At 63.4% G+C, this 14,060-nt stretch carries 13 protein-coding genes and 1 pseudogene; 1 reads left to right on the top strand and 13 read right to left on the bottom strand.

The annotated features are described in order from the left end of the window. Window positions 1–35: 35 nt before the first annotated feature. The gene (locus tag GBA63_RS09030; protein ID WP_166175400.1) at window positions 36–1,325 is read right to left on the bottom strand and encodes a zinc-ribbon domain-containing protein; all 1,290 of its coding nucleotides are present in this window, start codon (window positions 1,323–1,325) and stop codon (window positions 36–38) included. A gap of 366 nt (window positions 1,326–1,691) precedes the next feature. Next, entirely contained in the window at window positions 1,692–1,907 is a 216-nt protein-coding gene (locus tag GBA63_RS09025; RefSeq protein ID WP_228282386.1) for a helix-turn-helix domain-containing protein, read from the bottom strand. A gap of 1,141 nt (window positions 1,908–3,048) precedes the next feature. Between GBA63_RS09025 and GBA63_RS09020 the strand changes: the two genes are divergently transcribed. Beyond that, window positions 3,049–3,477 (top strand): hypothetical protein, encoded by a 429-nt coding sequence (locus tag GBA63_RS09020; RefSeq protein WP_166175396.1) that lies wholly within the window; start codon window positions 3,049–3,051, stop codon window positions 3,475–3,477. 314 nt (window positions 3,478–3,791) lie between these two features. On the opposite strand, the gene GBA63_RS09015 is transcribed toward GBA63_RS09020, so the two are convergent. The 11 genes and pseudogenes from GBA63_RS09015 to GBA63_RS08970 all read right to left on the bottom strand — a co-directional run bounded on the left by GBA63_RS09015 (window position 3,792) and on the right by GBA63_RS08970 (window position 14,024). Further along, window positions 3,792–4,958, bottom strand: coding sequence for a Shedu anti-phage system protein SduA domain-containing protein (locus tag GBA63_RS09015; protein WP_166175394.1), 1,167 nt, complete (start codon window positions 4,956–4,958; stop codon window positions 3,792–3,794). A 232-nt stretch (window positions 4,959–5,190) separates the two neighbouring features. Further along, a complete protein-coding gene (locus GBA63_RS09010; protein ID WP_166175392.1) occupies window positions 5,191–5,712 on the bottom strand; it encodes a type 1 glutamine amidotransferase domain-containing protein in 522 nt (173 codons plus the stop codon). Window positions 5,713–5,764: 52 nt separating this feature from the next. After that, window positions 5,765–7,891, bottom strand: coding sequence for a RecQ family ATP-dependent DNA helicase (locus GBA63_RS09005; RefSeq protein ID WP_166175390.1), 2,127 nt, complete (start codon window positions 7,889–7,891; stop codon window positions 5,765–5,767). A gap of 169 nt (window positions 7,892–8,060) precedes the next feature. Next, on the bottom strand, window positions 8,061–8,906 hold the full coding sequence (locus GBA63_RS09000; RefSeq protein WP_166175388.1) for a hypothetical protein: 846 nt from the start codon (window positions 8,904–8,906) through the stop codon (window positions 8,061–8,063). A gap of 13 nt (window positions 8,907–8,919) precedes the next feature. Beyond that, window positions 8,920–9,489, bottom strand: a complete 570-nt coding sequence (gene pgsA, locus GBA63_RS08995; protein WP_166175386.1) for a CDP-diacylglycerol--glycerol-3-phosphate 3-phosphatidyltransferase — start codon at window positions 9,487–9,489, stop codon at window positions 8,920–8,922. Between the two features lie 118 nt (window positions 9,490–9,607). Further along, window positions 9,608–10,999 carry an NAD(P)/FAD-dependent oxidoreductase gene (locus tag GBA63_RS08990; RefSeq protein WP_228282384.1) on the bottom strand — a complete coding sequence of 464 codons (1,392 nt, stop codon included), beginning with the start codon at window positions 10,997–10,999 and terminating at the stop codon, window positions 9,608–9,610. Window positions 11,000–11,255: 256 nt separating this feature from the next. Beyond that, on the bottom strand, window positions 11,256–11,654 hold the full coding sequence (locus GBA63_RS08985) for a secondary thiamine-phosphate synthase enzyme YjbQ (RefSeq protein WP_166175384.1): 399 nt from the start codon (window positions 11,652–11,654) through the stop codon (window positions 11,256–11,258). Beyond that, window positions 11,620–12,378 (bottom strand): META domain-containing protein, encoded by a 759-nt coding sequence (locus GBA63_RS23955; protein ID WP_407690835.1) that lies wholly within the window; start codon window positions 12,376–12,378, stop codon window positions 11,620–11,622. Before GBA63_RS23955 ends, GBA63_RS08985 begins: the two co-directional genes overlap by 35 nt. 48 nt (window positions 12,379–12,426) lie before the next feature. Then, a pseudogene (locus GBA63_RS23950) lies at window positions 12,427–12,642 on the bottom strand (META domain-containing protein); the annotation flags it as partial. Window positions 12,643–12,657: 15 nt separating this feature from the next. Beyond that, entirely contained in the window at window positions 12,658–13,260 is a 603-nt protein-coding gene (locus GBA63_RS08975; RefSeq protein ID WP_166175380.1) for an META domain-containing protein, read from the bottom strand. Between the two features lie 32 nt (window positions 13,261–13,292). Next, on the bottom strand, window positions 13,293–14,024 hold the full coding sequence (locus GBA63_RS08970) for a TIGR01458 family HAD-type hydrolase (protein WP_207957164.1): 732 nt from the start codon (window positions 14,022–14,024) through the stop codon (window positions 13,293–13,295). Window positions 14,025–14,060: the final 36 nt, after the last annotated feature.

The following is a 14,060-nucleotide window of genomic DNA, read 5'->3' as shown; positions in this document are numbered from 1 at the left end:
TTGGGTGCGAGCACCGCTCAAGCGTCTCGCGCCGCTCAGGGGCAATCCAACGGCTGCATGTCGAAGATGCCCTCGTCCTCGGCGCAATCGGCGGCGTGCTCGACCGCGTTCTGGGCAAGTTCTGCCTCCACCACGGGGTGCATCTTGTTGACCGTCCATATCGCGGGCTGCTCGACCATCAACCAGTCGCCGACCTTGTTCGCGGTCGTCTTGTCCATGGAGGTCACGTAGACCCTCCTGCTGAACGTCTGGCCGTAGTCATTTTGCAGTTCCTGGAAGGCGCTGACCTGCACGTTGCACACGCTTTGGGAGAGTTCTTCGTTCTTGTAGACGCTCGCGTAGACCTCCTCCATGTTGAATTCCATGAACTCCGCCGCTTGCTCGTAGAACTCCACGTTTACGTATCGGCAGCCCTGGGATTCTGGGGTGATGTCCACCTGCTTCAGCCCGTCGGCCTGGGAAGGCCTGAACTCCCGGCCCTTCACGTGCTCCGCCATTTCCTTTGCGGGCTTACCCTCGAGCAAGAACACGCCAGCGATCTTCGCGTACAGCTGCTCTTCCGCCGTGGGCGGCGGGCTCTTGACCTGGGGAGCCTGCCCGGACGGAGCGTCCCCCTCCCCGTCGGCGCTCGGCTTTGTGGCGGGTTCGGTGCCGGGGTTGCTTTCGGGCTTTTCGCTCTCTGAGGCGCCCTCCTCCTCGGAACCCGTCGCGCCTGCGCCCCGGTCCTCTGGGTCCTTCTGTTCGGCCCCCTCTTCGGTGCTCCTTACCTCTCGGGGGGCTTCCTCGGCCTCCCGTTTCGGCCGGTCGGCGTTGGCCTGGTCGGAAGACGCGGCACCGGTGGGCTTCGTCTGTCCGGACGTTTCGCTGTAGAGGGCGTTCGACACGCCGCCGAACGCGTACATGGATACGAAAGCCGCGATCACCGCTATGCCCCACGTGCTTGCCGGTCTCCGGCGCAACAGGCACCAGATGAGTGCGACAACGCTTACGAGGAGCGCGAGCCTGGCCACCACTTCCCACAACGGACTCAATATGAGCGCCACGACGAGCACCGCGAACCCCAACAAAACCTTGGTCCGGACCGGACGCGCCAAGAACCAACCCCACGCGCCACGCACGCGGTCGGAGCCGCCGCTGGTCCGCTCTTGAGAGGCATCCTGGGTGGCAGTGTCAAACCGCTGGGTCACCGGCGGGGGCGGGACCGGAACGTCGGCCTCGGGGGTGGGTACATGCGCCGTTTCGTGTACGGGGCGTCCGCAGTTAGGACAGAATCGGCTGTCTTCGTTCAACTCCTGTCCACAATTGCTGCAGTACCTGTTCGCCAAGGCCCTTGTCCTCCCTCAAGCGGTTTTTCCCCTGCACACTATGCTAACAGCACGGGACCTGCGAGGTAAGGGAAGGCACAAGATGGGTCACTTCAGCATGGGCTAGCCCCTTCCATGGGTCTTTTTGGACCTCAGTACCAGACTCCAACTTGCAACAACTCCGTGGCTGTCCCCTCCCACTGTCCGCCGACGCTGTCGAGGAATCGCCCTACAGCTTTGGGTCAGCAGATCGCGCCTAGCTAGGAGAGAGACGCAATCTGCCGCGCAATGCCGAGCAGTAGTTTTCTCTCCCTCGGTCCTATCCTCAGCACCTCTTCGCCTGGCTGGAGCGGCAGGAGGCACGCAGGAGTCCTTAAGCAGCATACCCTAAGGTTGCTCCCGCTCCAATTCCGCGAACAGCCCCGTCAAGCTGATCCCGAGCGCCCGCGCCAGCTTGTCGGCGGTCACGATGGTAACGACCTTCTCGCCCCTCTCTATGCTGCCGATGTAGGTGCGGTGCAGGCCGCACAGTTCGGCGAAACGCTCCTGAGAGTAATCTCGTTCCAGCCGGAGCCGCCGTACCGTCTCCCCGAACCCCCGCACCAGCGCTTCCCTCGCCATGGAAAACGAAGGTAGGGGCGTGCATACTACAGATCTACATTCTGAAGGTAGACATTCTGAAGGTAGATGCGACGTCGGGGAGGAGGGGCGGGCCCGCCGATACCTCGGAGGCCAGCGACGGTCGAGGACGAGGCCAGGAGGCGGCAGGGACGCCACAGGAGCAGCCCACGGGCGCCCCGCTGGGTACCGGCCGCAGCTGCCTGTGTGGCTGCGGCCATACCACCCGTGGAGGGCGCTTCAAACCCGGCCACGACACGCGTCTCCACGGCGAGCTCAAGCGCAACCTGGAGAGGGACCCCCTGCTCCGCAACGACCGATTCACCGACGAGCAGAGGGCCTACGCCCGCGAGAGGGGGCTGGTCTAGGTGGCCAGGCGGCGCCGGGCGAACGGCGAGGGCGGGGTCACGAGGCCACGTGATTCCGGGGATGCAGGAGGTGGCAGCAGAGGCCATGGAGGAGGCGCTCGGGGAGTAATGCCGCTGTCAACCCTACGACCTTATTGGAGATGGTAAACAGAAATTCACGAAGAATCGCAGGGAGATGTTGCGTCTTCGGAGCTGTGGTTATCAGCGTTTGTCGGAGATAGTTCTTTCCGAGTCTCTGCTCGTCGAAGAAATGAGCCCTCCTCAACGTCGGTAGTCACTTTCTAGTTTCCCGTGCCAGGTTGGGGTCAAACCAAGATTGGTAACAAGCAGCAACCCTCGGGAGCACGCCGCGGCCCAACACGATATGCAAGGACCGTCTGGCGCTCGAGCGCGAGGAGCCGCTTGTATGCGCTGACCTCATAAGAACTTCTGGCGCTTGCCGGAACTTCCCTCACACCCTGAACTGCCATTCATTAGCAGCTTCGCACGGTTGCGGATAAGACCAGTGGACACGGATTGTACGGATTGTATCCGTACGATAGCGAGTTATATGTTTATGTGAGAGTTTGCCACGAGGGGACATGGCTCAGTCACCACCTACACCTGATTCCGACGAGGAACGCGATTCGCAACTCGTTGACCACCGCGGGAGACCACTTCCGCAGCGGGTAAACTGGAGAGAGCGATTAGGCGCGGTATCTACAAGAACTAAGAATATCGCCAAGATCGTTGCGGCTACCATTGTGGGAGCGGGCGCAGTGGTCGCAGGCTTGTTCCAAATAATAGATCACGTCACCCCTGAACCTGCCCCACCATCCATTCCAGCGATTGCCGTTAAGCTTTCCAATAGCTCCCAAAAAGTAGCTGATGTTCTCGCACGGGGTGATTTCTATTTGTGGTTACCCGGTCCAGACGCTCAGCATGCAGTTGGGAAATATGAGTTACGCACAGTGGACGGCAATGCTATCGATAACTATCAGGTTAGGGTAAGACCGGGTGCGACCGTGACAGTGTACGCCAGGATACTGAATCAAGAACAGTACGGCAGGCTTCTCGAACAGAATGAGTACGATATAACCCTTCAAGTGCGCCGCGCCAGCGGCGAATTGGAGACCACAGAAGATTTGCCATTTACCAGAGCGGCGATCGGGAAATACTACCTTGCTGTTGATGTCGGCCCCAGCTAAGAGCAACTTCTGCAATGCGCACCCTACGAGATAGAGGAAAAGGAGCCACGGGCGACCTTAAGGTAGTTAGCACATAGTGAGCGAGATGCTCGGGCACTCCTCCATAGCCATGACGCTGGACATCCACAGCCACGTGATACCGGGGCTGGGGGACGCAGCAGCCAGCGCGATGGAGGACGCACTAGGAGCCTAGGGTAGGCGGTGCGTGGCTCATGCCACGATTTCTCAGATGATGAATATCCACCCTCGTAACGGATGATCTGGGAGACGATACCATGGATGCCCTTGAAAGCAGCGCTGTCCTGACGTAACGATTAATTGGTCTTAGTTGATCCAGGGTCGAACAGCCTACCTTCAAGCATTTTTAGCAGCGTTCCCGCTCTATCCAGCAAGTCGTCGTAGGTAAGAATCTGGAAAGCACCACGAAAGATGCTGTTCCGCCTGCGCAGACGGTCTCGATCCCCTTCATCCAAATTGGGAGTTCTGCCGATGATTACGTAGCCGAACGGCCGTATTAATCCAGGCAGACGGTCTTGTGCGTACCCGCCATTCCGTTCGACCCAATCGATCCAGTCGAGCACCTGCTGCTCGGCATGTACTAGTTCTTTGCGTGGATCACCACTTTGGGTGAACAGTAGGTGTGTACTAGCTTCGATTTCTACTAAGTCAAACAGACCAGAAACCCTTTCAAGGGCATAATCCATCTCGTATTCGTCGCCCAACCGATGCTTCGGGATGACACGCCTGTAGTCAGTGCCGAACAAGATGGGATTCTGAGTTAAGCAACGTTGAAGAGCGTTCTCGTTGCGCACTGTTTCATCCAAAAGGCCTTCCAACTCTGCGATTGCAAGTCTAAGTGACGCTAAGAGGCGCCCAGCCTCTTCCCTTTTCTGCAGCTCTGTAAGCAAGGCCCGCTTGATCAACTGAATCTCAGCTGGTGATTGTAGTTCTGTAGCTCTGATAGCTTCGAGATGGTCAAGGGTGCCGACGCTTGTTCCCGCCAGCTTGTTGAACCGCACAAATACGTCTTTACCGGATTCGTCTTGGGTCCTGAAACCTACTACAAGCATCTCCTCATGATATGACGCTAGCTCCGACGCTAGCTCCTCAGTATCGGGATAGACCGGAACGTCGTGGATCACCGCGAGGGCAAGAACGAGCTTGACCCATTCCCTCAACTCTTCAGAGTCGTCTTCTCCCAAAGATATAGTGAGTGCTGCGGAGAGCTCAAGTTCAGCTGTTTCTGTGTTGAACATTGGAAGAACCGGATGGAAAACTGGACGGTCATTCTCCTTGTCGAATATTAGTTCTTTGGCTGGCTCGATAAAGCTGGATTGCGTCAGAGCCTCCGACTCTTCCGACGGCCCGCGCTCCATGCGCCTACGCTCGAATATTGCTTTGACCTCTTCATCAGCCCCATACACTAGAAAGGCAGGGCTCTTCTTCGGCTCTTTCCACTTCTCGCGCCTTGAAATCCCCATTAGGTTCCCTATCTCTCGATGGTACGGTAGTGGTATCGAGTAACCCTAGCGCATGGGCAATGGCTCGTGTTTTACATAACCGGACAATTCAGTAGGGTGCCCAGAGGGGTTCGAACCCGTGCCTCCTACTCGCACCGCGTCCACGGCCTCCATTGGTTTACCTACTGGTGTGCCGTGAGCTCTCAGCTTCTCTGGCCTGCTTGCGGCCGCCCCGCCGTTACTTCCGAAACGCTCAGCCCTCGGCCAGCGCGGCGACTAGCTCGCGGTTGAAGTCGGGTATGTCCGCGACGACCCGGCCCCAGACGAGGTTGCCGTCCTTGAAGGCCGCCTCGTCGACCCAGGTGGCGCCCGCGTTGACGAGGTCGTCCTTTATGCCGAGGGAGCCGGTGGCCCGCGAGCCTTCCACGATGCCGGCGGAGATCGCGACGAGGCCCCCGTGGCAGATGATGCCGACGGTCTTGCCCCTCCCGTGGACGGTCTTGACGAGATCCGTGATCCCCGAGTACCGCCTGAGCTTGTCCGGCGCCCACCCGCCCGGCACGACTACCCCATCGAGGCCTTCCGCGTCCACCTCGTCAGCGGTCGCGTCGGCCTGAGCCTCCAGGGCGTTCTTGCCCGAGACCGGCTCTTTGTCAGGACCGACGGTGACGACCTCCGCCCCTTCTTCCTGGAGCCGCATCACCGTAACCCAGTATTCGAGATCTTCGAAACCCTCCGCCAGCAGGACGGCGACTCTCTTGCCTTCGAGCTTCATTTAGGTCTCCCTTCGGTCGACGGCACGCCGGCTTCGCCGGCTTGTCAGCATTCTAGCTGGGGGGCTTGAGCAGGTCATCGACCGCCCGGCGCGCTTCCTCCCCGCCCAGTTCGAGGGCGCGGGCGAGCTCGGGGACGGCTTCGGCGCCTTTGCCTGATCGGAGCAGCTCGGTTGCGGATAGTAGGTGCGGGCGGTAGCCGTTTGTGGCCGCTGTGACGGTTGGCGGCGGTTCGGAGGGCTGGACGGGGGGCTCCTCGCCGTTTACGAGGGCCAGAAGCTGTTCGCCGTAGCGGGCCGCGCGGCGGAGGCCCACGCCTTTTACGGCGCCGAGTTCCTGGATGGTGCGGGGTTTGCGGGCCGAGATCTCCTCCAGGTGCGAGTTGTGGAGGACGACGTAGGCCGGCACCTTTTGCTCCCTGGCCTTCTCCCCCCTCCAACTCCTGAGCCGCTCGAAGAGGTCGGCGTCGACGTCCGGGTTCGACCCGTTGGACGAAGCGGCGAGTACGGTGGCGGGCGTCTTCGGGGGCTGGCTGACCTCGTCGAGGCAGAAGTCGCAGCCGGAGCAGGGGGCCACCTCTTCGGCGTCGCCGAAGTGGCGGAGGAGGTGCTCGCGGCGGCAGGAGTTCAGGGTGGCGTAGGATTCGACGTCCCGGATCTGGGCGTACGCCGCCTGGGCCCGGCCCTTTAGCCTGGAGGCGATATCCCGCCGGCTCTCCGCGTCGAGCGAGGAGACCTTTAGCCTCACGTCCACGAGCGAACCGCGCGGGACCGCCTCGACCACCCCGTCCACCATCATCCTGTAGACGGCCCCCTGTACCACCGCGGGCCGGAACCCCACCTTGCGGGACAACTCAGGCAGGCCGATAGATCCAGCTCCAGGCAAAGCCGCGTGGACTGCGGCGACCTCCTCGCGCAGATCGCCCGGCTCTTCGTCCAGCCGATGCACCTCGACCTCGGCCCAGACGTCGTAGCCGCGGGAGACCAGGCCCGCGTTCTCGAGGCTTCCGAGCACGATCCCGGCGGCCTCCTGCTCCACCCCGCCGAGCGCGGCTAACGAGTTGAAGGGGACGTTGGCCCGGCCGTCCCTCTCTACCCCCGTGAGCCCGCGAAAAAACGAGGAGACCTCGTCCTCCCCCGAGCTGTTCAGGGTCACCAGGCGTTTGCGGCGCCCGACGTCGGCCCCGCGGAAGAGCACGACGCACTCGGAGTCCTCCCCATCCCTGCCGGCCCTGCCGGACTCCTGGATGTAGGCGGGAAGGCTGCCGGGTACGGACGAGTGGACGACGAAGCGTACGTTGGGCTTGTCCACGCCCATCCCAAAGGCGATCGTCGCGACGACGACCCCAACCTCGTCGGTCATGAACCGCTCCTGCACCTCGTTACGCTTCGCGGCCCCAAGACCAGCGTGGTAAGAGGCGGCGTCGACGCCCGCGGAGCGCAGCTCGGCGGCCAGCTCGTCGCACTCCTTGCGGGTGGTGGCGTACACGATCCCCGGCGGCGGAGAGGTCCGTACAACGTCCAATATCCGGGCGAGCTTCTCCTTCTTCTCAGCCGGGACCACCCTGTAGGTAAGGTTCGGCCGGTTGAAGCTCGTCACCTCGACGTGCGGGTCGCGCATCCTCAAGGACCGCCGGATGTCCTGCCTCACCCGCGGGGTGGCCGTCGCCGTGAGCGCGAGGACCGGCGGGCTGCCGAGGTCCTTTACGGCGCGCGGCAAAAACAGGTAGTCGGGCCTGAAGTCGTGGCCCCACTCGCTTATACAGTGCGCCTCGTCGACGACGAAGAGGCCGACGCCGGCGCGCCGGAGGGAGAGGACGAATTCGAGGGATCGCAGCCGTTCCGGGGCGACGTAGAGCATCCGGATCTCCCCGGTCCGAACCCTCCGCTCGACCTCCCACCGCTCCTCCGGCGAGAGCCCGGAGTGGAGGGCCGCAGCGTCCGCGACCGAGCTCTGCAAAAGCGAGTCGACCTGGTCCTTCATCAGGGAGATAAGCGGCGACACGATAACCGTCAGGCTCTCCTGCATGAGCGCCGGGATCTGGTAACAGAGGCTCTTCCCGCCGCCCGTCGGCATCACGGCAAGCGTGTCCCGGCCTTCAAGGACCGCCCGGATCACGGCCTCCTGTCCCGGACGGAACGAATCGAAGCCGAAGATCTCTTTGAGTATGCCTTGCGGCACGGCTATCAGCTTTCAGCTTTCAGCGGTCAACTCCAAACACCGTCATCGTTCCTGCCACGCCCTAACGCATCTGTCCAAAAAATGATCGTCCCACAACCACGCCAGCTTTAGATTACCCCGCAACTGTTACTCCCCCAATAGCCGAAAGCTGACGGCTGACAGCTAATAGCTACTCGTCGCGCGGCGGGGAGGTGAAGCGCGGGATCGGCTTGAGACCCTTGATGCTGCCCGGTTCCCGGTCGCCGCGGTCGGGGGGTAGTTCTTCTTTGGAAGGGTCCTGTTCGACGGCGTCTAGCAGGTCGTCGAGGGCGCGCCGGATCTCCACGGCCGCCCGCCTGTAGGCGAGCCTGAACCCTAAGGCCGGGGCGGCGAGCGCGGGCAGGACGCCGAGGAGAAAGATCCCGTTCTGCATTCCCGCGAGGACGAAGAGGGCGGCGAGCGTTACGCCCAGGATGCCGCCGAGGGAGAGGTACTCCGCGCGCTGGTTGGCGATGTCCGCGGTGACGTTGGCGGCGCACCGTTCGTCTTCGACGGCCTCGACCCTCACCTCCACGCTCCGGGTCTTGAGGAGGGTGCGGTCGCCCGAGAAGTCCAGGGTCCGGCGCACCACGCCGAGCTCGTCGCCGGGGTCCCAGAGGGATTCCATCTCGGTCTTGCGCCGGACCTTGAGGCCCTGCTCCAGGCGCAGAAGGCCCTCGAGGTGTTCGCGCGTTCGACCGGCGGGGCGTTGCACCTCGCGCACGGCGCGCAACCGGGCGGGGCCGTAGACCTTCCAGGCGAAAGAGTGGGGCTCCGCAGTTTTCTCCGAGGAGAGGTCCCACATGGCGCGGCGGACTTCCTGTTCCGGGATGCCGGCCGCCGCGGCGACCTGCACGAGGACCTCGGGAGAGACCGAAGGCGCGTCCTGGGAGACCCCCTCCCAGCGGCGGGCGTTCAGCTCGGATGCGCGGCGCAGGATCATCTCGACCTCGGCCGGCTTGAGACGTTTTTCGATGTGCTCCGCCATACGGGGCACGATTCTACAGCTTTTAGAGGCGCTGATCCCGCTTCGAAGTGATGGCGAGTATGCGCGGCGTGTCCCTCAGGTAAGACCAGCCGGAGAGGACCGTCAACAAGACGGCGACGAGCATCATCCACCAGCCGATAACCGAGACGGCGCCCCGCCAGCCGTCCGCCCCCGGTATGCCGACGAGCAGGACGAAGACCGCCACGCTCTGGGCGTTCATCTTCGCCTTGCCCCAACTGTTCGCGGCGATCACCTCCCCGCCTTCCAGGGCGACCATGCGCAGGCCCGTGACGGCGAACTCGCGGATCACCATGACCGCGGCCATCCACGAGGCCATCGACCCCTCCCCGACGAGGGCGAAGAAGAGCGACACGATAAGCGCCTTGTCCGCTATGGAGTCCATCAGCTTACCGAAGCCCGTGACCTCGTTGGAACGCCTGGCGAGCTTCCCGTCGAAGTAGTCGGTCAGGATGGCCGCGACGTAGATCCCGACAGCGGCCCACCTCGCCCAGTCGAAGGGCAGGTAGAGCATCGCCATCACGGGAACGACCGCCACGAGCCTGACCAGGGTCAGCTGGTTGGCGAGGGTCATGCGGCCTCGGTTTTCTCGATGCTGTTCGTCATAGTCCGGCCTTCGTCTGCGTCAGGGGAGGAAAAGCCTTTCCCTGCACTAACGTAGCACTTCCGGGCCGACGGCTCAAGACCCGCGGCTACTCCTTGGAGGTACCCCGGGTCTGGGTCACGGCGGGCCGCAGGACGGCGCCGAGGAGCCAGTCGGCCGCTATGCGGGCCCTGCTCTGCGGGCTGTTCAGGCGCACCAGGTATGTCATCCTCCAGAAGAGGGCCGCGATCAGGCCCGTGAACCGGACGCCCATCACCTCGTTGACGGCGAAATCGCTGCCGAGTTCGACGAGCTGGCCGAGCGGCTTGTACTCGAACTCCTCCAGGCCGGGCTCCCCGTCTATGCTCTTCAGCACGTTGCGGGCGACGACGTGGCCCTGCTGGATCGCGGCCTGGGCGGTCGGGGGCACGATCCTCCCGTCGTCCTGGCGCTTGTCCGCCACCGAGGCGCAGTCGCCGATGGCCCACACGTTTTCGTGGCCCTCGACGCGCAGGTCGAGTCCCACCTTGATCCCGGTCCGCTCGTCGTAGGGGAGACCGAGGTCCGTGATCGCCTGGTTCGGGCGGTTGCCGGCCGTCCAGATCACGTTCTCCGTCGAGATCGTCTCCCCGCTCTTGAGTTGGACGCAGTTCTCGGTGATCTCGGTCGCCATGGCGCCCGTCCGTACGTCTATGCGCTCGTTGACGAGCCGCGTGCGGGCGGCCTTGCGCAGGGCGGGGTCCAGCTCCGGCAGGATGTTCGGCAGCCCTTCGAGCAGGAAGATCCTGACCCTGTGCGGGTCGATGTTCGGGTAGTCGGGCGCGAGGCTCTCGTGGACGAGGCTGTGGATCTCGGACGCCGTCTCGACCCCCGTGGCCCCACCGCCTATCACCACGAACGTCAGCTTCGACTCGGGCACCTCGCCCCGGATGAGGGAGACCTCCTCGAACCGCTCTATCACGCGGTTGCGGATGCGCTCGGCGTCCTCCACACCCCGCATCGTGAGGCTGTGCTCCTCCACACCCGGTATCCCAAAGAAGTTGGGCTGCCCGCCCAGGGAGATCACGAGGTGGTCGAACGGAAACTCGATCCCGCCGTCCGCAACCACGACCTTGCGCTCGTAGTCCACGGTTTTGACCTCCGCCCGCCGGAAGCTCGCCCCCGAGGTGATGAGCGCCCGCCGCAAGGGCTGCGCCACGTTGCGCGCGTCGATGTCGCTGCTGACGATACCTGGCACCATCGGCCAGAACGTGAAGAAGTTGTCCCTCGCGATCACCAGCACCCCGACGTCGTCGCGGCGTTCGGTGAGCTTGCATATATCTTTCGCGACCGTGTAGCCGCCGAACCCGCCGCCGACCACGAGAACCTTGTTCTCGAACTCGCCGTAGGGCGGCTTCTCCCACGGCGCGTACCGGGGCCGCGGGTTGAGCGCCTTCTTGAGGCCCACCACACCAACGACCAGCCCTCCCAAAGCCAGACCGCCCTTCGCCAATCCGTTCACGCGAGCCTCCAAAAAGTTTGCCACCTGCCCGACAAGATTGGAACCAGAAGAACCGTCCAACCGACTGTTATTCTACCGAACCGGCAACCGTAACAAAACAGGGGCGATAGCTGTCAGCCGTCAGCGTTCAGCTTTCAGCGAACAAACCGGGCGCCCCCATCCTCGCTCGTGCCTCCTCTCGACAGAAGACACGTACGTAGCGCGCTTGCGCGGGAACCGCCACAAGGACTGACGGCTGACGGCTGAACGCTGACGGCTAATAAACCGCTACCCTGACGGTTCTCTGGCGGGGACCGTCGAATTCGGCGAGGAAGACGCCCTGCCAGCGGCCGAGGTCCGGCTCGCCATTCCGAACGAGCAGGGTCTGGGATTGGCCGAAGAGGCTGGTGAGAAAGTGGGAGTCGCTGTTGCCTTCCATGTGATCGAAGCGGACGTCGAGCTTCTCCAGGAAGGCGCGGCAGGCGGCGGCGAGATCCCTCGGCACGTCCCTGTCGTAGTCCTCGTTGACCGTGACGGCGGCCGTGGTGTGGGTCGAGGAGATCACGCAGATTCCTTCATCGACATCGGAGTTTCTAACGGCCTCTCTTACCTCGCTCGTGATCGAGACCAGCTGGTAACGCTCATCGGTGCTTACGGATATCTCCTGCACTTTCACGCGGGGTTCCTTTCTCCTTATTCCTTTGCCGGAAGACGAGTTTGCGGCCGTCCTTCGTCTCCAGCGTCAGTTGGCCGTTTCCGGAGGTGGCTGGATGTTCGCCCAGATCGCCGAGGATCTCCAGGAAGCGGTTCTCATCGGAGAGATCGCGTGTATCGGGACACTCGCGCGGGTACGACACGGGGTCCGCGACGACGATACGCTCGAAGGTGTTGCGGGCCGTGGGGTACTCGTAGGCGGCGCGGTAATCGTTGCACCCGGTGGAGCCGTAGATGGCCCCCTCCCTTCGCAGGGTGCCGCGGTCGAAGGTCAGCGTGATCGGAGCCTCTCCGGCCGCTCGGGTGGTCACGCCCTGCTCGACGAACGCCGCGAGCTCCCACGGGGTGCCTTCACGGCTGAGCTCCGCGTCTTTGGCGAGCGGTTCGAGGATGGTCTTCGTTCCGTCATCCTCGTACAGGACCTCCAGCAGCCCGTCTTGCGTCCGGTAGTTGCCGCTGGGGTGGAAGTTCACGCGGGTCCCGGGTTTCATGCACTCCTCCTCCATCGGGCCCCTGCGGCTCGCCACGAGCTCGTATTCGGTGAACCTGTACGTGCCGCTGTGTCGCAGGCAGCCGTCGTACCAGGCGACCTGTCCCTCCGAACCGAACTCGACGGTGGGGACAGATCCCGTACCGGGCGCCTTGCCGTCAATGGCACGGACCCTCCAACGGGTACTCTCGATCATCGCGGGATCGAAGGTCGACCGAGTCTTCTGGTCGAGCACGGCGGTCGTCTTGCCGGCGGCGTCGCGCAACTCCAGCCGGTCGCCGTCGCGCCGGTAGCCTTCCGCCGCCTCCACTACGTTCTGGTACGTTCGTTCCTGCGGCGCCAGCGGACCACCGCATCCAACCGTTGTGCTGGCAAAGCCGTCGCTCGGACCGCTCGACCACACCAACTCTCCGTCGTCCATCTTGTCGACCGCGCTGCCGAAACTGTTGCAACCGGAGAACCCCCGACGTCTTCCTTACCGATCTCCAGCGTCAGGCGGGGTTTCGGGAGCGGTTTCTTGCCCCGCAAGGAGATCAGAAACCACTCTGTCCCAACGAGCGCCGGGTCCACCTGCGCGGGGCCGGGGCACGAAAACGGCCACTTCGCCGGAGGCGCTCGTAAGCTCGAAGCGGTCCTCCGTCGCCCGGACCCGGGCGAGATCCCGCATGATGTCCAGGATGCTCTCGGCCTGCCGCTTCACCTGTTCGGGTTTGCCGCAGTCCAGCCTTCCGACCTGCAGGCCCGGCTCGACGGCGCGTATACGCCGACCTTCCAGCTTGTGCATAAGGAAGAAACCGATGCACCCGCCCTCCACGTTCAGCTCGAACTTGCCGTCGTATCCGAGGTGATTCAGCGTGATATCCGAGCCCTCCGCAGCGCCGTCGCCGTTTAGAGACCGGAGCAACCACTCGGAGTCTCCGGGAGACCGTGGTCCCTCGTAGTCGACAAAGTCTCCCGGAGACACGGTCTGGTTTTTGGGGGCAGGCTCCGAGGCATTTTCCTCTTTGCTTCCGCAGGCCACGACCGCGGCGATCAGCGCCGTCAAGACCAGCGTGGTGAAGACTTTTCTTCGGCGCAAGGGCCCATCCTCCGTGGCGTCAGGCCAGTCTCTCACAACCCGATGGCCGCGGGTAGTTCCGCGACGGAGTCGAGGGTGAGATCCGCCCGACCGGCCTCGACGTCGGGGGTCCATTTCCCGGTCCTGACCTGCACGCCCCAGAGCCCGGCCATCTTCGCCCCCGCAACGTCCGACTCTGGATCGTCGCCGACCATCGCGACCTCGGCCGCCTGGAGGTTCATGTCTTCGAGCGCGAGCCGGAAGAACTCCGCCTGCGGTTTGCCGAGCACGGTGGCCCGCTTGCCGCTCGCGTACTCCAGGGCGGCCACGAACGGTCCCGCGTCGAGCGAGAGCCCCGTCCCGGTCCGCCAGTAACGGTTCTTCTGCAGGGCAATCAACTCCGCCCCTTCCATCAGGCAACGGAACGCCGCGTCGAGCCGGGCGTAAGTAAAACCTTCTCCCAGGTCACCGATGAGGACGTAGTCGGGGCAATCGCTGGAAGTCGTCATGTCGGGGAGGTCTTCGAGCAGCGAATCGTCCACGAGAGGCAGGCAACTCCTGGCGCCTATAAAGTCGGCCGCGGCTGTCGCCGGTGTGAGTATCTCGGCGCCGTCCACCTCGAAGCCGAGGTCCCTCATGTTCTCCGCGACTGCCCTCCGCGGCTTTCGGGTGGTGTTGGTGACGTAGCGGAGGACGAGGCCGGCGGCCTTGAGTTCCGTGACCGCTTCGCGGGCGCCTGGCACGGGCTCCGCGCCGACGTAGAGGGTCCCGTCGAGATCCAGCATAAAGCCTTTTACTCGCATGGCAGCATCATAATGCAC

It is taken from the genome of Rubrobacter tropicus, assembly GCF_011492945.1.
GTDB classification, from domain to species: Bacteria; Actinomycetota; Rubrobacteria; order Rubrobacterales; family Rubrobacteraceae; genus Rubrobacter_D; species Rubrobacter_D tropicus.
Note: the sequence above shows the minus strand (reverse complement) of the source record. Positions and strands in the feature narration are given on the sequence as shown.